The organism is Bacillus sp. IS1, assembly GCF_032461585.1.
GTDB lineage: Bacteria > Bacillota > Bacilli > Bacillales > Bacillaceae > Bacillus > Bacillus velezensis.
In genome coordinates, this window is sequence record NZ_JAWCWR010000001.1 from 944301 (window position 1) to 963877 (window position 19577).

The 19577-nt window shown below is 35.5% G+C and carries 24 protein-coding genes and 8 pseudogenes; 11 read left to right on the forward strand and 21 right to left on the reverse strand.

Going from position 1 to position 19577, the window contains the following annotated elements; translation table 11 throughout:
* Nucleotides 1-36 precede the first annotated feature (36 nt).
* Nucleotides 37-462, forward strand: coding sequence for an SDR family NAD(P)-dependent oxidoreductase (locus tag RUW00_RS04060; RefSeq protein ID WP_003153663.1), 426 nt, complete (start codon nt 37-39; stop codon nt 460-462).
* Nucleotides 463-495: 33 nt separating this feature from the next.
* Here the strand turns inward: RUW00_RS04060 and sprB are convergent, their stop codons facing one another.
* The 3 genes and pseudogenes from sprB to RUW00_RS04075 all read right to left on the reverse strand — a co-directional run bounded on the left by sprB (nt 496) and on the right by RUW00_RS04075 (nt 1370).
* Complete coding sequence (sprB, locus tag RUW00_RS04065; RefSeq protein ID WP_007612049.1) at nt 496-672, reverse strand: recombination directionality factor SprB; 177 nt, start codon at nt 670-672, stop codon at nt 496-498.
* A gap of 2 nt (nt 673-674) precedes the next feature.
* Nucleotides 675-848, reverse strand: a pseudogene (locus RUW00_RS04070) (hypothetical protein); the annotation flags it as partial.
* A 186-nt stretch (nt 849-1034) separates the two neighbouring features.
* Complete coding sequence (locus RUW00_RS04075) at nt 1035-1370, reverse strand: DUF3221 domain-containing protein (RefSeq protein ID WP_280145182.1); 336 nt, start codon at nt 1368-1370, stop codon at nt 1035-1037.
* 521 nt (nt 1371-1891) lie between these two features.
* Between RUW00_RS04075 and RUW00_RS04080 the strand changes: the two genes are divergently transcribed.
* Nucleotides 1892-2071: a hypothetical protein gene (locus tag RUW00_RS04080; RefSeq protein WP_095272779.1), complete on the forward strand. Its 180-nt coding sequence runs from the start codon at nt 1892-1894 to the stop codon at nt 2069-2071.
* Nucleotides 2072-2094: 23 nt separating this feature from the next.
* On the opposite strand, the gene RUW00_RS04085 is transcribed toward RUW00_RS04080, so the two are convergent.
* Entirely contained in the window at nt 2095-2334 is a 240-nt protein-coding gene (locus RUW00_RS04085; protein WP_315956501.1) for a hypothetical protein, read from the reverse strand.
* 581 nt (nt 2335-2915) lie between these two features.
* On the opposite strand from RUW00_RS04085, the gene RUW00_RS04090 reads away from it, so the two are divergent.
* From RUW00_RS04090 to RUW00_RS04105, 4 genes and pseudogenes are all read left to right on the forward strand, one after another.
* Nucleotides 2916-3344, forward strand: coding sequence for a hypothetical protein (locus tag RUW00_RS04090; protein ID WP_021493933.1), 429 nt, complete (start codon nt 2916-2918; stop codon nt 3342-3344).
* A 74-nt stretch (nt 3345-3418) separates the two neighbouring features.
* On the forward strand, nt 3419-3940 hold the full coding sequence (locus RUW00_RS04095; RefSeq protein ID WP_021493934.1) for a hypothetical protein: 522 nt from the start codon (nt 3419-3421) through the stop codon (nt 3938-3940).
* Nucleotides 3941-4097: 157 nt separating this feature from the next.
* Nucleotides 4098-4497 (forward strand): annotated as a pseudogene (locus tag RUW00_RS04100) (ATP-dependent DNA ligase); the annotation flags it as partial.
* Between the two features lie 262 nt (nt 4498-4759).
* Entirely contained in the window at nt 4760-5224 is a 465-nt protein-coding gene (locus RUW00_RS04105; protein WP_095272782.1) for a hypothetical protein, read from the forward strand.
* Nucleotides 5225-5402: 178 nt separating this feature from the next.
* Here RUW00_RS04105 and RUW00_RS04110 read toward each other — a convergent pair whose 3' ends face one another.
* Nucleotides 5403-5699, reverse strand: a complete 297-nt coding sequence (locus tag RUW00_RS04110; RefSeq protein WP_095272784.1) for a hypothetical protein — start codon at nt 5697-5699, stop codon at nt 5403-5405.
* Between the two features lie 578 nt (nt 5700-6277).
* On the opposite strand from RUW00_RS04110, the gene RUW00_RS04115 reads away from it, so the two are divergent.
* Nucleotides 6278-6652: a YoqO family protein gene (locus RUW00_RS04115; RefSeq protein ID WP_021493939.1), complete on the forward strand. Its 375-nt coding sequence runs from the start codon at nt 6278-6280 to the stop codon at nt 6650-6652.
* A gap of 246 nt (nt 6653-6898) precedes the next feature.
* Here RUW00_RS04115 and RUW00_RS04120 read toward each other — a convergent pair whose 3' ends face one another.
* On the reverse strand, nt 6899-7351 hold the full coding sequence (locus RUW00_RS04120) for a YoqH family protein (protein ID WP_021493940.1): 453 nt from the start codon (nt 7349-7351) through the stop codon (nt 6899-6901).
* 367 nt (nt 7352-7718) lie between these two features.
* Here RUW00_RS04120 and RUW00_RS04125 point away from each other — a divergent pair, with 367 nt between their 5' ends.
* Both RUW00_RS04125 and RUW00_RS04130 read left to right on the forward strand, forming a co-directional pair.
* The gene (locus RUW00_RS04125; protein ID WP_182071768.1) at nt 7719-8834 is read left to right on the forward strand and encodes a Rap family tetratricopeptide repeat protein; all 1116 of its coding nucleotides are present in this window, start codon (nt 7719-7721) and stop codon (nt 8832-8834) included.
* Nucleotides 8831-8953: a PhrK family phosphatase-inhibitory pheromone gene (locus RUW00_RS04130; protein WP_109567019.1), complete on the forward strand. Its 123-nt coding sequence runs from the start codon at nt 8831-8833 to the stop codon at nt 8951-8953. Before RUW00_RS04125 ends, RUW00_RS04130 begins: the two co-directional genes overlap by 4 nt.
* A gap of 42 nt (nt 8954-8995) precedes the next feature.
* Here the strand turns inward: RUW00_RS04130 and RUW00_RS22950 are convergent.
* Nucleotides 8996-9089: pseudogene (locus tag RUW00_RS22950) on the reverse strand (DNA polymerase); the annotation flags it as partial.
* Between the two features lie 380 nt (nt 9090-9469).
* Here RUW00_RS22950 and RUW00_RS04135 point away from each other — a divergent pair.
* Nucleotides 9470-10476, forward strand: a pseudogene (locus RUW00_RS04135) (YncE family protein).
* Nucleotides 10477-10536: 60 nt separating this feature from the next.
* Here the strand turns inward: RUW00_RS04135 and RUW00_RS04140 are convergent.
* The 10 genes and pseudogenes from RUW00_RS04140 to RUW00_RS04185 all read right to left on the reverse strand — a co-directional run bounded on the left by RUW00_RS04140 (nt 10537) and on the right by RUW00_RS04185 (nt 17222).
* Nucleotides 10537-10896, reverse strand: coding sequence for a hypothetical protein (locus RUW00_RS04140; RefSeq protein WP_021493945.1), 360 nt, complete (start codon nt 10894-10896; stop codon nt 10537-10539).
* A 5-nt stretch (nt 10897-10901) separates the two neighbouring features.
* Nucleotides 10902-11093 carry a hypothetical protein gene (locus RUW00_RS04145; RefSeq protein ID WP_280145183.1) on the reverse strand — a complete coding sequence of 64 codons (192 nt, stop codon included), beginning with the start codon at nt 11091-11093 and terminating at the stop codon, nt 10902-10904.
* 183 nt (nt 11094-11276) lie between these two features.
* Entirely contained in the window at nt 11277-11735 is a 459-nt protein-coding gene (locus tag RUW00_RS04150; RefSeq protein ID WP_021493947.1) for an SMI1/KNR4 family protein, read from the reverse strand.
* 2 nt (nt 11736-11737) lie between these two features.
* A pseudogene (locus RUW00_RS04155) lies at nt 11738-13497 on the reverse strand (T7SS effector LXG polymorphic toxin).
* A gap of 1161 nt (nt 13498-14658) precedes the next feature.
* Nucleotides 14659-14860, reverse strand: a pseudogene (locus RUW00_RS04160) (DUF1093 domain-containing protein); the annotation flags it as partial.
* 157 nt (nt 14861-15017) lie between these two features.
* Nucleotides 15018-15449, reverse strand: a complete 432-nt coding sequence (locus tag RUW00_RS04165) for a CDC55 family protein (protein ID WP_021493950.1) — start codon at nt 15447-15449, stop codon at nt 15018-15020.
* A 92-nt stretch (nt 15450-15541) separates the two neighbouring features.
* Nucleotides 15542-15814: an AlbA family DNA-binding domain-containing protein gene (locus tag RUW00_RS04170; protein ID WP_095272800.1), complete on the reverse strand. Its 273-nt coding sequence runs from the start codon at nt 15812-15814 to the stop codon at nt 15542-15544.
* A 49-nt stretch (nt 15815-15863) separates the two neighbouring features.
* Complete coding sequence (locus RUW00_RS04175; protein WP_141235122.1) at nt 15864-16367, reverse strand: SHOCT domain-containing protein; 504 nt, start codon at nt 16365-16367, stop codon at nt 15864-15866.
* Between the two features lie 165 nt (nt 16368-16532).
* Nucleotides 16533-16613: pseudogene (locus RUW00_RS22955) on the reverse strand (DUF4236 domain-containing protein); the annotation flags it as partial.
* 357 nt (nt 16614-16970) lie between these two features.
* A complete protein-coding gene (locus RUW00_RS04185; RefSeq protein WP_095272804.1) occupies nt 16971-17222 on the reverse strand; it encodes a hypothetical protein in 252 nt (83 codons plus the stop codon).
* Between the two features lie 69 nt (nt 17223-17291).
* Between RUW00_RS04185 and RUW00_RS04190 the strand changes: the two are divergent.
* Nucleotides 17292-17475: pseudogene (locus tag RUW00_RS04190) on the forward strand (DUF8096 family protein).
* 10 nt (nt 17476-17485) lie between these two features.
* On the opposite strand, the gene RUW00_RS04195 reads toward RUW00_RS04190, so the two are convergent.
* The 4 genes from RUW00_RS04195 to RUW00_RS04210 form a co-directional block, all read right to left on the reverse strand.
* Entirely contained in the window at nt 17486-17710 is a 225-nt protein-coding gene (locus RUW00_RS04195) for a hypothetical protein (RefSeq protein ID WP_095272806.1), read from the reverse strand.
* Between the two features lie 705 nt (nt 17711-18415).
* A complete protein-coding gene (locus RUW00_RS04200) occupies nt 18416-18709 on the reverse strand; it encodes a hypothetical protein (protein WP_223204381.1) in 294 nt (97 codons plus the stop codon).
* Nucleotides 18710-18824: 115 nt separating this feature from the next.
* Entirely contained in the window at nt 18825-19028 is a 204-nt protein-coding gene (locus RUW00_RS04205; protein WP_095272808.1) for a helix-turn-helix domain-containing protein, read from the reverse strand.
* A 93-nt stretch (nt 19029-19121) separates the two neighbouring features.
* A complete protein-coding gene (locus tag RUW00_RS04210) occupies nt 19122-19559 on the reverse strand; it encodes a hypothetical protein (protein WP_095272810.1) in 438 nt (145 codons plus the stop codon).
* Between the last annotated feature and the right edge of the window lie 18 nt (nt 19560-19577).

A 19577-nucleotide genomic window follows, 5' to 3' on the forward strand; every position in this document is an offset into this window, starting at 1 on the left:
ATGCATGGTAGAGAAACGAGAGTTGGAGGATAAGCCATGCCTAAACAGCAAGCAGTAGAGCTACAACCGTTTTTTCACGATAAAACTGTTCTCGTCACAGGCGGGACAGGATCAATCGGAAGCCAAATAGTAAAACGCCTTTTGCTCTTAACCCCTAAAGAAGTCATTGTGTTCAGCAAAGATGACAGCAAACAATATGTGATGAAACAAAAATACGCGGATGAACAAAGACTGTCGTTTGTGCTCGGCGATGTTCGTGACTACAGAAGAGTCAACCAAGTGATGAAAGGTGTTGATATTGTCTTTCACACAGCTGCGCTGAAGCAGGTTCCGACATGTGAGGATAATCCCTTTGAAGCCATTCAAACCAACCTTATCGGCGGACAAAATGTCGCAGAAGCCGCTTTGCTGCAAGAGGTGACGCATGTGATTAATATCAGTACCGATAAAGCCGTTTATTAAGATACTTACTACAAACAAATCAAAAAAAGAAGCTTACTCTGCACTCCTTTCCAAAGCAGCCTCCAATAAATGCTGAGCAAATTGTTTATAAAATTCATCTAAGTCATTACTCGCTTCATCCTGATCTATATAGCGGATACTGTAATTATCTTTATGGACAACCTTTATTGTTTTCTTCTTTAATTCCTCATAACGTTGGTAAGGTTCCAAAACTACACCCCCGCTTTCACAGGAGTATTATATGTATGTAATGGTTCGTCTCTTGACTGTTCTTTCTTTATCAAAGCTTCGCAAGCTTGTTCAAATGTATGGTTAACTTTTTTCTTTATCCAGCGTTCAGTACCGATCTCTTCGCATATGAATACGGGAATGCTGGTTTTATTCAAGGTGCCCAGTAATTCAAAAATGAATTCTTGACATGTGCCTTCTCTGCACCTGAGTCAACAATCGTCAAATAAATCTTGGCGCAGGATTAAGCCACCGCGAATGAGGTGAGGTTTGAAGACATTAATTTCTGTTCAATATGCCGCTTCAGTTTTGCAGCGGCATTCCTAGGAATGAAAGAATATGTACTAAATACTTTCAAACTTTGAGATGTTTGTTTTTGGAGGTGAAGATTCATTTAATTTTTTATACCAAATACGAATTTTTTGTCCTTTGCTCAAGTCATCTTTATTGTTAAGTTCACTAAGTCCCAGTAAAACTATATCCGATCTATACTTTTCAATAATCTCTTTTTCACTAAGATTTTCATAGTCTTTAACATCAGCTTTTTCATTAGGTATGAGAATTGCTTGATTCTCTCCTTTTAAAATGACATAGCCGACCATGGTTTGCTCAGCCTCCATAAAATGTTTGCTATATTGGTTTTGACACCCTAATGTTATACATAACAAAACTAACAGCATTATAAACACTCTATACAAGTTCAAACCGCCCTTCTTGCATATTTGTAACAAGGATAAAACACTGTTTTAGGAAATGACAGACTAAAACGCCTCATGTTTATGAATTTAAACAAATTCCCCCTAGACAAATGGAACACGGCGAGGTCTTCACCATTATAGAACCGCACAATTGCATCATGAAATATTCAATTGGCTGATCAACCACATCACCTTCTTTAAGCGATCTAATGTTTAGGTAAGGTCTGACTTATAAGTCTATCTAGCCTTTCCGCTTAATCATTTTGCTTATCTATAAGCAGTTTAAATGTACTAAGGATTTGTACAGTTTTTCAGACATGTTCAGCTTGTCCTTGAAATGCCGGATTACTTTATCTTGTTCTTTACTTAAAATGTTTATCATTTAATCATATGCTGACTTAATATAATGTTTAAGTGTTTTTATATGGGGAGAATATGTGTAAGGAGGCGGTTTATTTGAAAAACGATCAGAACTAAACTCTTCTTTTGGGTTATCCACTCTTATTGTCTTACATATTGCATTGTACCCGTCCTATTCTTCTTGGTTTATCACAATATTCTTTTTAGGATTTGCACTAATATACACATTTGAAAAAAAGAGCAAATCTTCAAAACTAATTGCTATTATCTCTTATCCATTATTTATTGTTGCGTTTGTTTACAGCATAATAAACAGCATGTAATAATCCTCCCACCTAAGGCAGGATTATTTTTTATCACATTGCAGCAGCTTTTGAGCCGCTTTTGTCTGTGATGATAAAGCTGTCACTCCCGATTTTTTCTTTCTATCCTTATCTTCATAAATCGTTACATGGTGTTTTGTCATTAAAATTGCCACTGCCATCTTAAATTCCTTCTTATCCTTAAAGTAAACAATTTTATATTCACCTAGAATGATCATATTAGCTAATCTAGCTAAATAAGATGACCATCCCCCTGTAGGCAACTTTAAAAGCAAATCCTATGTTTGAACGAGAGCGGCAGTTGAGTACTTGTCAAATTTGGTATCCTGTATGTAGTTCCGGCATCCTCCCAATCATCTGCAGTTGTCGAAAAACTAGGGGTCTTAATAATTGAGGCGGTTTTAAGTATATTGATTGATGGTAGACGTTGCTTTCAGTATCATTCCTAGTCTGAGTTAGCTCTTTCGCATAAACTCCTGCCCCAAAATCATAAAGCAAACCACTTCAGTAAAATTCCAATCTTGTCAATGGTGTTTCTCAAACCTAATTCCCCCTCTGAGTGTTTTAATGATATTACACTCAGACGTTACCCTGAAAATATTTGTTTTTGTTAAAACTACAGTTTTATTGAATCTTCTCCACGGCATAAAATGGGCATCCCCAATGAGACTTTCGGTTCTTTTTTAAAAAAGTTGTGTCTCGTATAATAACAAAAGTATGTTTTTAAAATTCTTGTTCCTTCTTTTATAACTGAAAATTTTTAGGTAATATATTGATTTTATTACAAATATCCAATATAGTTGTAAATATATTAAACTAATGGTTATTTAAGGATGGTGAAGAAATGAAGAAAAAACTTATTTCATTTATCATGGTGTTCACGTTGACTGTGCTGGCTATATCAGTTGTTTCTCCTGGCTATGCAAGTGCAGCAGAAAGTAAAAAAGCACCTGTAGTTCAAAATAGCGTACAGGCTCCTTTAGCTTCAAATTCTGAAGTACATACACAGGGCATTCCTTTCGCTAAACAAATATTAGTAAAAGCACTTAGGGTTGGTGGCCCCGCTTTAGGAAACCTTATTAAAAAGATCCCATATAAATGGGCTCAAAAAGCTGGTGATGCTTGTTCTAAGTGGGGACACAAAGCGGCGGACGTTATAGATGAACTTACAAATTTCGGAGAAACAGCTGTTACTGTGGCCTTAGTGAAAGCCGGAATTCCATTAGCTGATGCACAGTTAATTGCGAAGGTTGTTGTGTTCTTTTTGGTATAACTATACATTAAAAACAAGAGAGTGAGGCTTACAACCTTCACTCTTTTGTTTTAATTAGGTAAGGAGAGATCACCATGAATCTGCTTGTTATGACGTTATCAATTTATCTTTTATCTCTCATCGTCTTTTTTATTTTTATGTACAGAGGAGAAAAGAAAGAAGCTGCAGAAAAAAACACAAATGAAAAATTTTTATTATCTACAGTAATAGGAGCTTTGGTTTTATCACTCATTCCTACTGCAGTCATAATGGTGATAATCTTATTTGCAACAGGATCAGCAAATGTGCTTGTAAGCTTCTTTGAATTAGAAATAGAATTTAAACAGATTGTTATAACAAGTGTGTGTATGGTTGTTTATTCTTTTACTTTTGATAATATTTTTGTGGCTGTTGGAAGGCATCTCATTGGGGATAACTTCTTCAAGTTTATATTTGCCTCATTGTTTAGGTTTTTATTCATTTATATAGTGGGTATCTTATGTTCAATTGGGAACAGCGACAATTTTAAATTATCATTAGGATTAACTTTATTTTTTCTTTTGTTAGAATGTATTTTCCCTAAAAAGTCTGATCGTGCCCAGAATTTAAAATCTTAAGGACGGGCATTTGGTGAGAACATAATGCATATTAATGTTCAAAAAGATAAAGCAGGCTTAATGTCTGCTTTATTTAATTAAAATCCCTCTTCATACAGTGCTTTCTCTAAGAAATTCAGCCCCTAAAGCTCACACTGAACCTTCCAGCTTTATACTTCGTCACAACAATAAAGTAACAAACAAGTTCCCAGAACTCTCGAATCTTGATATGCTCAATGGTACTGTTGTTTTTGCAGCCCAAGGTGGTGTTCCTGACTTTGAGACTGTAATGGGACGCTTTATGTCTAAAAAATCTGCCCATAAGGTCGTTTACTGTGTAGTCGATGTAATTTATATTAATGGGCATTCAATTGCTAATAAGCCGCTCACTGAACGAAAAAACATGCTTTTAGACATTAACCTTGAACATTACAATGTATTTGTTATTGAAGGTCTGCAGGGAAACGGTTTAGCTTACTTTAATCTGCCAAAGAAAAGCATCTTGAAGGAATCGTATTAAAAAAGCTAACTCCCCATATGAGATTAATAAACATTCTTATAGCTGGCTGAAAGTGATTATAGATTTAAGGACTACATGGAACTCCGCATACATTCCTTTGAATCTTGGAGAGTATAATCTCTCCATTACATAACTCCTTAATGCTTAGCCTTTTAAAGTCAAGTACGTAATACAATAAGTTATCCAAATCGTTTAGCTGTAATTCACCAAAATGCTCTTCATATTTTGTGACAGATTCATTCCAGTTTGAATAAACCTATTGACCTCCTAAAATTAAGTGTTATTATTTACTTGAATTTACAAATAAAGGAGTGTTTAATTTGAAAAAGTTGTTTAGTTTTATTATTTGCACCATGGTGGCCATTCTTTCTCTGAGCATTGCCACTGCCGCATCTGCTGAGACCGACAATTCTAGGTTTTCAACTAAGCTTACTAGCTCTGTCGAAGGTGAATTTAAAGCTTTTGGTCTTAACCCTCCTAATTCAAATAGCGTTGTAAATCTTACGAAAAACAAATTGACATTCGCTGGACAAGCAACTGGCAATACATTATATTCAAACAGTTATTTTCAAGGCAAATCTACGATAAGCTATTCAATTACAAACAATATTGGAACTAAACTAACTGTGAAAGTTTGGAATGATTCCGACTGGATTTTTGCTACTGAAACACTAACTGTAAATGCTAATGGTACAGCTACAGGAACAATAAAAAATCTAGATGCCAATGCGCTTTACTATCTATCTTTCTCTGCTCCGAGCGACTTTTCTGGCTATGTTCAATAAAACGTAATTTAGCAGCTCCATTCGTGGGGCTTTTTTGTATTCGTTAAAAACTATCGTAAGACAGAAATGGATTATTTGTAAAAATTATGATATATTGGTAATACAATCGAATATTCAAGGCTGCTCCCACACAAAAAACAAGTCTAGATAAAATCCTTCTTCTTTTATCTAGACTTGTTCAGCTCTCTCCAACATTTAAAAGAAATTTTGCCTCAATTAGTTTGGCATTGTAGTCTTCAACTTCTTTCTTTGTGCTGCCCAATTTATCAAAAGCTACTCGCCAATCATCATTATGAATTCTGATAAAAGATTTAATCCTCAAGCCATCAAAACAAACATCTAAAATTATCCTGTTGCCTGAAGTGCCATCAATTTTGCTAAAGACAGCTTCTTTATTGTCACCAGCATAAAGCACCTCTTTAATTGATTCATTGGTAAAGTACTCAGTTTCCTTGGTTGCTACATAGGTTTTCATTTCTTCTTCTTACTCCGTTTAAAATCATGATTTCATCTTCACGTCCTAGTGATCTTAAGTCCTTTCTCTATATATACGCAGAGCTGTATTATGAGTTCACACAGTATTTAGTGAAATGTATTTGATATCAATCACTTCAATATTAATTAACTCTGCTTTTATGAAACCATTTAATAGCCTATCAATTTCAACCATTCACCATTGCAATATTCATCTTGGAATAGCGGTATTTTAATCATTGTCTAACCCTTCCTTTAATGAACTGCTTTCGTTTAACTTTCGGAAAACATATTAATCTGCTAACATTAATAGCTCATCGACTTTATCATTGTATTCACCATATTCACCAGAGTCCCATTCAACACCTACAGAACCTCGAATTGTCGTCCACAATATAATTCCCATTTCTCCATTCTCAAAGACCTTACTTGCTCCCCTTTTTGACAACCGAGCATATTTCAACCTCTTTCTTAAAATAATCACATTTTAAGTTAACTTTAAACTGCATTATGTTGAGAATATCACCTTTAATTGGTAAGCTGACATCTAAGTCATACTTATACAAAGCAGGTGATATATTGAACAAAATAATCGGAATGACCGGATTAATTATCTCCTTACTTGTGCAAGGGTTTTCAGCAAGTGATTCATTGACTCATAAGATCGCCATGGCTTGTCTATTTTTGTTCTTATTGGTTTATAATTTTAACCATACTAAGGAGTTCTCTAAAAAGTCTCTGGCGATTATAGGCGCTTCCTTTATTGTGCTAATGCTTGGTATTTATCAATTGCTCTCTTTTACTGGTGATTACTTTGAAAGTCGCGGTTTAAATTTTGGATTTATCCTCTTACTTGAAATTGTTTTAGTTATTGGATTAGTGACTGCTGCGCTGAGTTTAATTAAGCATATTGCAGACCGCTTAAGGAAAACACCTGATGGTAAAGAGCGTTGACTCTTTGCCTTTTTTTAGCTAACCATTTCTTTTTATGCCGTCTTTCTTGTACAAAATCAAACGCAATATCGACTTTTACCGGCTCTGTTCTGTCAATGATGAATTGATTTCAGAACGATTCTTAATTCCTCATCATTCATACCGTTGCCTTTTGCACTCCACCTTTATGGAATCTTTTTCATTTTTCACCAGAATTTTTTCAAAAGATCCAGTCGCATCGCTCTCTTTGATAAGAGCTCTACATTTCTAATAGCAAGATTGAATATTGTTTGTTAATACACTCGGCCCCAACTTTTGTGTCTTAGAATTTGAAAGGCGTACTTGCACTTTAACATTTGTCATTTCAGCTGATATGGAATCAATCCTTCCAGCCCAATTAGGGCTCTCTTCCTCGGGAGTCGGATATAGTTTAAATCGCCAACTGATTTCCCCTGTTTTGGCGGCAAATCCTTCATAACCGTCGTAGCTTCCATAATAAGATGGTTGAGGAAGGTGGACAGCAAGAATACTCATATTCGTTCTTGCAGCACTTGGCGGGTATAACTGCACTTTATAGATTAGTGCCGCGCCCTTCGCATTTTTCAGTTTTTGATTCACCGGTTCGAGTACTGCAGTACAAGGCATTGGACTTGCTTTCATTTGAGTTGGAGAGGCGATAACAGCAGCCAATAAAGGTATAACCAAGGTAAATCGTTTCATCTACATTCCCTCACATTTTTTTGTTAATTTCCCTTACTCCCGCCTTGAATATTCATCACTTTTGAATGGTTATCTTCATTAAAAGGTGAAAAAGGCATTACTGGAGCTACTGGTGCTGCCGGTAAAGATGGAAAATCAGCATATGAATTAGCTGTTCAACAAGGTTTCTCCGGAACATTAGATGAGTGGCTTGCTTCTCTGAAAGCAACAGCAAACTGATCACGTACCCTTCTCTAACGAGGAGTGTATTTTTTCCGTTTTTTCAAATTAGAAACCACAAAAACTCTACATCCTTTTACATTTTTTTCAATGACATGTTATGATTATTTTCAAGGGATTTTGGAAATTTTCAGAAAGAGGGGTTTGGATGAGCAAGATCGCTTCAGAAGTTGTCGCTACTACACTGAATGATTGGTACATTGCTATAAAGAAACAAAAGGTAAATGAGTCAATAAAATATTACTCAGAGATAAAAAGCCTGTTCGATGACATGGAAGAAGATCAAGAAGTTCTTGCATATTACAGTTTATTAGAAGAAAGACACAAAATGTTGCTACATTCTTCACGCGGAGAGCCATTACAAAAGCACACTTATTTCACTGAAGAGAATGAAAATTTCATAAAAAGAACGAACGATAAATTGGAATATAACTTTTATTTATTTGAAGCAATGTACGAGGCATACAACAAAAATTATGATCGAGCAATTAACTTATATGGATTAGCTGAGAAAAAGCTTGCAGAAATTCCGGATGAAATTGAAGCAGCTGAATTCTACTCCAAGGTCTCCTACTTATACACTCTTGTTAAACAAAGCATTGTGGCACAACACTATATCAAGAATGCAATTGCAATATATAAGCGACACCCTGACTATAAATGCAAACTGGCAACTTCAACAATGATTGCGGCTGCAAACTATTCCGATATGAAACGGTTTGAAGAGTCAGAAACATATTATTTAGAAGCAATAGACATTTTACAAGAAACAAAGGATGAATATTTGGAAGCTCAGTTATATCACAACCTTAGTATCGTGTATTCTGATTGGGACAAACCTGATAAGTGCATTAAATCTCTCGAAAAAGCTATTGGAAATGAATCTTGGATGAATTCAAATTATTATATAAATTCTTTATTCATGATGATTAAGGAGCTATTTAAAATTGACGAAAAAATGAAAGCCATTAATTTTTACAATAAAGCACAGGAAAGACTCATATTAATGGAGAATAAGGTATACGAAGCCAAAATTAGCATCCTATACAACCTATATTGTGGTGAATTAAAAAACAACTTCAATAATTGCATCCGTTACATTGAGTTTTTAAAACAACAAAATGACCTTGAAAGTGTAGATGAATTGTCCTACATAGCTGCAAAAAGGTTTGAATCAATAGGTGCTTTTGAAGAAGCAACAAGCTTTTTCAATGAAAAAATTTGGGCTGAACAGAAAATGAATCAGGTGGAGGGAATCTTATGAAAAAAATTATGCTTTGCGTATCTATTTTAACTGTAATTTTAAGTGGAGTAGCTTTAACGCAATTGAGTACTGATTCACCATCTAACATCCAGGTAGCTGAAAGGCCAGTCGGAGGTTAAAAATTAATTAACTTAGCCCACTCATATGAGTGGCTTTTTATTTTATGATTTGTGTTCCCCCGTCAAACCTGCTATAAGAAACAGCTCGTAAGATCGCTTTAGATCCGTATTTGTTTCTTATCCCGTCCATAACAAAATTATGGAAGCATGGGCCGGAAAGGGTGTAAGGAATTATCAGAACAATTGGAGTAAGCGATTCAAAAGCAAAAAGAAACAGTATGTTAAGGGCGCAGATATCTATGATAAGGTAAAGGCTCAGAGATATGCTAGTAGTAAAACAGGTAAGCCTTATTCAGTGGCTGCAACCAAAAAAGCACAAATAAATACTATTGCTCTAAACTTGTGTGGCAATCATACAAAAACACAAAAGGAACCGACCTAGACAGTAATGAAGGCGCACTTGTCACACCTGCAGATATTGATCGTTCATCAAAAACTGTTAGCTACTAATCATTTTACTTGCAGATTTATTCTGCAAGTGTCTTTTTATTTTATATAAAAGATAAGGAGCGTTATATGAAAAAGTCTTATGTTTTATATGGGATTTCAGGAGTTCTAGTTGGTGCAATAGTTATATTGTTGATCAATGCATTCTTTATAAATAAAGGTGAACACTCTGTAAGTACTTCTAAAATTAATCCAACCGAGGATAAAATCTTTTTTATCTATTCAAATCCACTCATCAAAAAAGCGTACTCATATCCACATCACAAGGAGAAAAATTCAATAAACGACCGGATATACCATATATCCAGAAAAAAACCCCCTCTTCAGACGATATCGTCTTGTTAGCTGAACATGAACCATATTATTACACATTAAAAAACAACACCATTAAAGAACATAAATTATCCAATCCATTTGCTTTTTGGTATCAAGGAGAAGATATTTCTGTAAAAGCCTATAATGTCGACACCAATGGAAATGAACTGAAAGTAAATGATAAAAAGTTCAATAAAAAATACAGCCTGACTTTGCCCTCCCTCGTAACCATGGGAGAAAGCGATGATAAGTATATTTACGTCATTCAAGGAATGTCTTTGTACGTCATTGATAGAAAAACAGAAGAGATTATTAAAACGATTGGATTAGCTTCCTATGGAGATGTATTTGATCACTCTGAAAAATATGTTGTGGCTAGCTCAGAACATGAACTAACTGTAATCGAAAAAGGATCATGGAAATCAAAATCCATAAAATATCCTGATGATCTCGAACAAGCGGACGCTGTGTATTACGACAAAAAAAGCGGTAAATTTTACGTTACATATATTAATAAATCCGGATACGCCTGCTTACTTGAGTACGATCAAGATTTTTCTTTTGAAAAATTCGATTTACAATTTCCGTATATGAATGCAAAGTTTAAAGATCAAAAACTTTATGTGATTTCACAAGAGGAAAATAAAAAAGGCATTGGTGGCTATATGGGGATTTTTGATATCCGTACTAAAAAGAAACTTAATGAATTTGATTTGCCTGAAGAAGAAACAAAAGTGCAGGACTTTATGGTTTTAGATTAAACATAAAGAATAAGTTGCAAAGCAAAAGCCCCTTCCTGAATAAGGGGCTTTAATTTTAAATTAAATAGATGTTTTATACGCGTTAATGGCTTGATTTCTCAAAAGCATATTATCTTTCGTCACCATTCCAAGATTGTATGCTTGTTTGATGATATCTAACACTTGATTATCAGTTTCAGTTACAGCTCGTCCCCCAGTTATTCTGGACTTCCAGTAATCAAACTGGTGATTTAACTCTGAACTGCTTTTAAGGTTTTTATTATCAACTACTTTGCCATTCTCCAGCGCTTCTTTGAATTCATTAAAACCAATTGAACATTGCTGATTCGAACTAATTCCTGCACCTTCTGTCGCTAAACTGCAAAACGCTAAAAATTTCGGATCTTTCGTGATATTGTAAGAGTTATTTAGACCTTCCATAACATTCATCCTCTCTCGAATTTTACAACGTTGCTATAAATGATTTTCATGTTTTCCCCAAGACCTTCAACTTGAATCTCATTTGAAGGAAGTTCGTTCATTGGAATTTCAATGTATTTGTCCCATCCTATCACTATCCTGTTTTGCCCAAGTATAGCATCATATTTGTATATGTTTGCTTCACCTTTGTATAACAAACTCCTTCCGTTTGGTATTATTTCACATGTTATTTATCGGTAATTCCAGCGAGATATTCAACTTAAATTCCACCAAATATAATAGATGGAAAAACAGTTTCTTTTCAATCAACAGTATCTTATTTCATTATTTCATACAAAAAAAGCTCTCAAAAAGAGAGCTTAACTTTGCAATACTTCTACTTAATCGTCCCAATCTTCGTCCTCTTCCCAATTTTCTTTTGCTTCTTCAAGCTCTTCCAAGAAAAATTGCAGAAAGTTATCTGCAACCTTGTCACCATAACCGGCTTCATTTGCCCAAACAATTATTGGACATTCGTCGTTTTCCATTTTGTTTGTATCAAGGCAATAAGAGAATTCATCTACATCTTCTATAACGATAATACCGTCACTTAAATTATAATGAGTTCTATATTCCTCAGTAACTGTAACAACCCTTGCAGAAACTTTTCCGTGGCCAAGTATATTTACCCCGTAAATTCCACCGGAGCCATATTTATTTAAAAACCACTTATAACTCTCGGGAAGTTTTACATTTAAACGATTTTGTATCTCTTTGATTTTTTCTTCAGTTATTCCGCCTGTAAAGTCATCATCTTCAGCGTTTTCTTTAATAAATTCTTCAATTTCATGATAAGTCATTGTTACATTTCTCCTTTCTCAAATTGGCTCGCTCTCCATTTCCAATATCTTCGTTGGAAGCTTTTATACTGATTCCGCAACTCCCTGTCATTTCTAAAACTTTCCCCACCTTTTTTCAATCCATGGAGAACTTTTTTATTATTTTGATGAACAGAAGCTGGAATTTCCACCATCGTTCCTGGCTCTTCTTGAATTAAATGATGTAAGTTGATTTTTGTGCCATCATTAGCAAAAGGAGCGTCACCTTTTTTCATAAGTTGTAAATTTGTTTTTCCGCTTTCAGCATCAACTTTGTTTATATCAATATCTTTCAACGTGTATACTCTTCGACTTACATCTTTAGTTTTACCTGAAGCTTTTACCTTCCCTTACTTCAAAGGCGCCATACTTCTCTTTATTTAGCCAAGGGAGAGTTAATTCCTTACCTGTAAATGGCTTTCTGCTCTCATCTAATTTCTTCGCATTAGTTAATAGTTCATTTTTAAGGTTTTGGCTGTCAACCACATTGTATGGTACGTTATCGGTCAGAGCAAGGTCATACTTAGAGTTATAAGGAAGCAGATCTGGAAGTTTAACGTCTTTAATTTTCTTCCCTGCCTGTCCTGCCTTATTTATAACCTTCCCCGCCGCATCAGCTTTGTTAACGGCTCCTGCGCCTTTTGTTCCGACGACAGCCACAGCTGCTGAACCAATTGCATATGTCACCCATCTTGATCTGGAGTAAGCATCCCCGTTCACCATATCCTTTTGATACGACTCTTCAATTGCCGCTTTAACAGCATCATATGTTTTAACCGGGTGAATTACTGCGTTACCCAGCGCTGACCGTGTCTTTCCCGACATCATATAAACCAACGCCAGCTCCTTTTAATATATCCCAAGTCACTTCTCCGGCTTCTTCCATCTGTTTTGCTTGTTCAAGCTGGATCACATATTGCTGCTGAGAAGGTTCAAGGTTTTCATATCCGATCTTCTTCGCGATTTCCAAATACTCATCCGGATCGGTCACACCATCGGCCAGCTTTTTCTTTAGGTCCTTAATCTCCCGCTCTTTCGCTTCTTCCTTTTTAATCGTCAAATAAGCATCCGAATGTCTTGCGATATCGCCTTTCTTCTTATGGATGTCGCTTTCACGGTACGCCTTGGCGTTGTAGTGAAGCGGCGTGGCGCTTTTTCCTTTGCCCGTGGCGTTTTGGAGCTGCTGAAAGTCGGCTTGGATGAACTGTTCGTTTGCTTCGGTTTCTGCGTATTCTTTCGTTAGATCGTGATCAAGTTTGCCGAGCTTATGTATCGTTTCGCTTCTTTTTTTGTCAGCTGAAGAAAGCTTCTGATCTGTGCTTTCGGTTGAAAACAATTCGAGCGAGATGATGCCTTCGATCTCTCCGAGGATGGAGCGCATGTCCTTTTTCTGCTCTTCCATAATCGCCTTTGATTTACTGAGGGCGTGGGTGAGCTCATGCTCCAGAAATGATTCCTCCACATGCGAATTGGAAAGTCCGGCGTCTTCGACCTTGCCGGGAAGGCTTGTGAGAAATGCGATTTTCATATCGATCAGATCAAGCCAGCTGTCTGTGACGCCGGCGTGATCTTGAAAAAAGGCTTTAATGTTGTCAGCGCCTTTGCCTGAAAACTCACTATCGTCTAAGTCAGCCATTCACTGATAGGCTTTCCTGAGAGTGATAAATTGCGTTCTTAGTTCCTTGTACTCTTTGGTTCTTTTATCCACTTCAGAAAGTAATGACTTCGCTTCAAACACCTTCATATCATTCTCCTTTTTCCGACGCTCAACACTCTAAATTTTACCATAGTATAGGAGAGTTAATGCTATTCCTATAGTTATTTTTACTCAACCCATAGTCCGACTCCTACGGCTATTGATCGAGATTACGGCACTACAAAAAAACTATATGCGCGATGATTGGGTGCAATTTAAGGGGAACGTTTATATATCGGATGAGGAAAAGAAGCGAGGTCTATCAGATAGCACGATAAATACGCCTTAAAAACACTGCGAGTAATGTATAACACCTTGGAGAGCGAAGGACTTATTCAGTAATTTATCTTTTATGTCTAATTCACCGAAATCACGAAGTTTACGCCTGCATATTCGTTTAATCGGTTTCCCCTTCCGAACATCATCCATAAAAAAAGAACGCCTCCTATTCCAGTTTAATAGAATAAGAAACGTTCAAACACGGTAACGGCCCACCGCTACCCTGTGCCTTAATACGCCTAAGTCATCGACTAAGTCAACGCAATAAAAAACGGCTAGAAACGTTGATATAACGCCTCTAACCGCCATGGATGATTCCGACTGGGCTCGAACCAGAGACCTCTACCCTGTTAAGGACGAGACACGTATTCTGACTAATCTTTAACAATCCTAAATAATTGCCCAAACCCTTGTCATATCAAACTTCATGGGATTTAGTTTTCTGATTGATATTTGTTGTTTCTAAGTAGTTTAAAATGTTTGTGTGACTCCATGGTACACGAAAAGACCCGCTGAACAATTAGTTATGGAGTAACAAAACAAGACTCCATCATTGCCGACATAATTAAAGTAGTGTTACAAATCAACATACCTTCACCTGAGGGTATGCAAAAGAACCGTTTCATTGACTAAAATCAAATTGAGTTAGTTCGAAAAACGCGACTTCGAAAATTTAGGTATCGCTCACCTTGGTCTCACTCTGCATTTTTGTAGACTGAACGATTCTTCACCCAGCAAAAGGAAATGTCTGTTTTGATCCAAAAGGCAATTTGTTCGTTTGCTCTAAGGAGATACACTATATACAATATATAGAGTGGACAGCAGCGCACTAGATTCGGAAGAGTGTTCCGACCTTTGACCTGATCGGAATAAAGTTCCGATTGATATTCTCTTTGTTCAATTTCATCATTCCTTTAATACGGGTCGTTGTTATTTCTCTAGATTAAATCGGTCTTTGATCTTTTCTGGCAGTTTTATCGGATTTAATAGCTTCAGGTTCTCCAGTATATCCGTCATGGCTCCTCGGCACACGTACAATATCCCCTTCTTGATAAGGCTTTTCAACAAAGAAAGAGACCATCTTTTTCTATCCTTTCTCGTTATACCCTTCTAAATTGTAAACGTAGTTGCTAAACTTATGAACCCAGCAGCTCCTATAATTGTAGATATAATGTAAATTAAGTAAATCCATAAGTCTTCTCCCTAAGAAAAATTCAGATCCCTCTAATTAAATTCGTATTTTAAGGAGACAAGACTACGGCACTCTCTTGTCCCCTCAATTTTTTGTACTAATTTCTCCAAAAATTTAATTGCTCTGCTACTTCCAAAATACCTTCAATTCTTCTTTTCTTTTTATCAATCATTGTTGCTATAAACTTATCAAAAGATTCAGCCGGATAATGTGGATTTTTTCTATTAGTGTAAAGCTGTGCTGCAAATGTTTGTGCGAGAGATGTAAAAGCATAACTTTTGTTGTTATATTTATTAATATTCCCATATAAACATCTCAATTGTTCTATATGCTCATTCAAAGTTAACGATGAAAGATCGTGATACGTACTATGAACTCGTTTTTTGACCATTTCCTCTATTTCATGGCTGTTTGCCTCTTCAACAGACGTGTTTCTTCTAACATAAATTCTGTTTACTTTGATTCCTGTTGTTTCTTTCTTTGCTAAGAATGGAATGTATCTCAATTGCTTTGGAATGTATACAACCAAAAAAGCTTTTCCTTTCAAATCACCGTAAACATCTTCGTCGGAGTATTTTAAAAGTTGAGAAAAAAACTTAAGCTCATCAGGTACATAATTCCTCAATTTCTTCTAAAGTTGTCATCTAATTGTAGCCCAACTGGCTTATATTCTTTATCTTCAATACCAAAAACAATCATTCCTCCACCTGAATTCGCCATTGCAAGGAGAAGCTTTGCTAATTTAAATTCTTCAATTATCTTCTCCTTATAATCAAGAAAATTTGTCTCCCCGTATAAGGAATTGACAAACTCTTTAAATGAACCCACACCAAATTTTTCGTTTTTTATTACATCAAAAAAATCTTGGTAGCCTATTTGCTTTATTTCATCCATTGAATATATACCTACTTTACTTTAAAGTCTAAGTTCACTTAAAAATTCATTAGTTAATATCAAGCAGTTGCTCTTTTTTCTTCGCGAACTCTTCTTCGGTTATTATTCCTTGATCCCTAAGCTCAGCAAATTGTCTAATTTGTTCAGGGACATTCGAGCTTGAAAAAGACACATCATTCATATTTTGATTTGATTGCTCTGCTATCTTTTCTTGGATATATGCGAAAATTTCGTCAATGCTTCCTTCATCAATTGTTGAAACTGAAATTTCTTTCCCGGCATAATCAAAGATTAGTTTATAACCCGTTAGCCCACTTTTAACTTTTACATGATCAATCAGATTATAATCAAATTCCACAATCTCGTACTTTGCATATTTATCACCATAATGCAATAACCTATCTGGCATTGCAAAAAGAACGCCGGCATTTCCCATGAAACCATTTAGATTCCCTCTAACGAAAGTCACTATTTGATCTTGATTTATTCGATTGGCTGCATGACTAAATATTTTTTGAAGATCTTTAGATGGTTTTTTATATTTTTTACTCAAGGAACTATAGACTTCCTGAATAGGGTTTGGGAATGAAGTAGCTTGAACTCTTGCCTGATCTGAAGATATTGTTTTATTTTTAGACCTTTTAGAATTCACGGTATTACTATAAGAAATACCCGTACCTGGAATTCCTACAGTGGTTGTGGTTCTACCTTTAGTGTTTGTTGATATACGTGCCCCTTTAACACCGGCACTGATGCCGACACTTTTTGAGTTAATGTTCAGTTTAACTCCTGGAGCAATTTTGACACTTTTTCTAAATTTAAACCCCTCACTTTTGGTTAGTTAATTTTTCCTATGCCTTACTCTATCATCATTTGAATATTTTTTCCATCTGTCATCTCCTTATATCTGGTTAAAGTCTCTTCCATTCAACATAAGTGATATCAAACGAGCTACATACAGAGTTTAAAGCCACTTCCGCCATAAGACAAATTGAAGTTATTACTAGGTGAGGAGTGTCCCGGTGTAATGGGCCGCAATCCTGAAAGACCTTTATCAGCAGCGATTTGAGTATAACCACTGCCTTCTAATTTAAATGACTTGAAGTAATCATCATTTTCAAATTGAATACAAAAAAGGTATCGATAACCGGCATAGCTAACTCCTCTCCAGCAGACCCTCAATTTTTATGGCCAGTGGCAGCAATCCAATTAATATGTAAAACACCATGATATTTATTTTATTCTTAAAGAACAGTTCAATCATATTCTGCTCCATACCCGGTGAAAATGAATCAATCAGTTCCTGCTTAAACTCTTCATCATAAACCTGATCAACAAATAAGGCCTTAAATCCCGTTAGAAAGCCAACACCAAGCCAGAGTATTAAGAAATATGCTATTCCAATCAAATTAAAACCCTGCTTATATATATCGTCTGGTATTATAGTAGTGTTAAATACTTTGTGAGGTGAAATTTAATGGAAAAGAAAGAGTTTGAGACTAATGGCTACGATGTAACAGTTGTGTATGATTATAAGGAGTATCCCGATGTTAAATAAGATGCTGTGACAACTGTGATTATACTTTATTCAAGAGTTCAGTGAAGAGTGGTGTATTTTTACACGAGTGTCGTAGGTGTGTGGTATGAAGAAGAGTATCTAAATGCTCTTTTTTATTTCACTGGATTCATGTAGCTTACATATACTTCAATTCCGTCTTCAGTTTTATATTCCGCAATTTTGTCTGGATCCGATTCAATCTTTTCAATAAGCCGCTTTGCACTTTTATTGCCCTTTTCACTATTTGATGCAGCAATCCAAGACCAATAATTCCATTCAGTGATGTAGGACTTAATCTTTTCTGGTATCTCATGACCTATTGTGTAAACCTTAATCATGTACACTCCCCTCCAAAAATACTTCTTTGTTCTTGATACATACGCCTCTCCAAAAAAAGTCCGTAACGTGTTAAGGTTAATCAAATTACCTAAGGATGTGTTTTCATGTTAAAGGCTTCAAAAATTTTCATTTCATTTATGGCATTACTACTAGCCGTGTATTCCCTGTTTAATCAAAGTGGAATCCTGTTATTTTCTCTTCAGGTATTAGTTGCAGTTCTTTTTATCATAGTCGGGTTGGAATTACTTTCAAAGAAGCAAAAGAGCTATGGATATATCTTCTTTGGAACATCTGTCTTAATACTTACCGTGAACATTATCAAATTCATGATTTAAATAAAATACACTACTCGATCCATGTTTTTCTTTTCGTGGACACATATGCAAAAGCTATTCTAGAGGGAAAACAATAATGGAAAAACACCGCATACATCGCTATACAAAAAAGCTGAGTTAATTGTTATAGTGCTTGAAAAAACAATAAAGCAAGTCCCAGGTCATAATTTATCTCCATTAACTATGTCGTTGATCAATAAACTCACTTGCATATCGGTATAACTCTTTATATGCCGTTTCATTAACTGGAGACTCTATTAATTCTACACCGTTCTTTACAGCAGTATAGGTTTTTCCATCGCTGGGATACGCTTGCCAAATAACCGGAATTTGTTTAAAGTTTGAAAGTTTTTTAGATTTTTTAATTTTTTAAAATTTTTCTCTTTCTGTTATCTTAGAGGCTGCGATGTCTATTATCTCGCCGTATAGAAATGCCCACATATGGAATTCAAATGGAGGATTCCACTTGTAATGAACTTGTAATGATGGAATTCTAACTGATCCTGCTTTTAATTTTGCATTAATATTATATTTGTCTTTTAATAAATCCTTTGTTAGATAAGAGGTGTAAACGCATGCGTCTCCCATTCTTGTCCCAGATTCATCAAAAGCAAAAAATATACTTTCAACAATATTTTTTTTAATAAGCGCTTTATTGTTCATCTTATCCCTCGTAGTCGTTAAAAGAATGATTTTATGTAGACCTAGAAAATTTGTAAGTATTTACTTTTGTTGTAACTTTAGTATACCATGATCATTTTAAGTGATCAATATCTTTTTAATCTTTTTTGTAAATCAACAGCTCATGCAGCTCAATGTCTAAATATGTACAGACTTTATCCAACAGATCCCTTGGGTACCGCTCCATTTCGTCATGATACAGCTTCCTGACTGTGTTAAAACCATGATCAATATCATTGGACAGCTTTCGAATACTGATATTCCTTTCGTCTATTATCGGCTTTAAATTTGATTTAATCAATTTAACTACCCCACATTCATTATGTATGATCACTTTAAATTATCATCATATGCATAAAAAAGGTCAAGGATATACCTTGACAATGTACTAAACTTACCAGTCAAATGAATCTTCATGTTCAAATCCATAAACACCTTTAATCCACACATCTCCACAGCCTGGATTCTTTGTAATCTTTAACACATGATTGCGATTGGCATCTCCTTCTACTCTATCTGTAGCAGTATAGTCAGCATAGTTCCCAACAAACTGCTTCTCACTACGTGGAAATACCCAGCCTGCAAGAGTTATCCTACTGATTTTCATATTTAGAGTACACCCCTCAGCATTGCTAATTGTGAATTTGTAGAAGAGCCAAGTGCGATCATAATTCCGATCAAAATAATCTGCCATTGAAAAACTCTCTGTATCCTCACTCATGTGAAAATTCACATTTTTGTAGTCTAATGTAAGCTTCGCCTCAGTACTTGGTGTGTTAAAACTCAATATAAAACCAAAGCAAATTACAGCCAAAAAGATTAGCTTTTTCATTTTCCCCTCCCCCCTTAT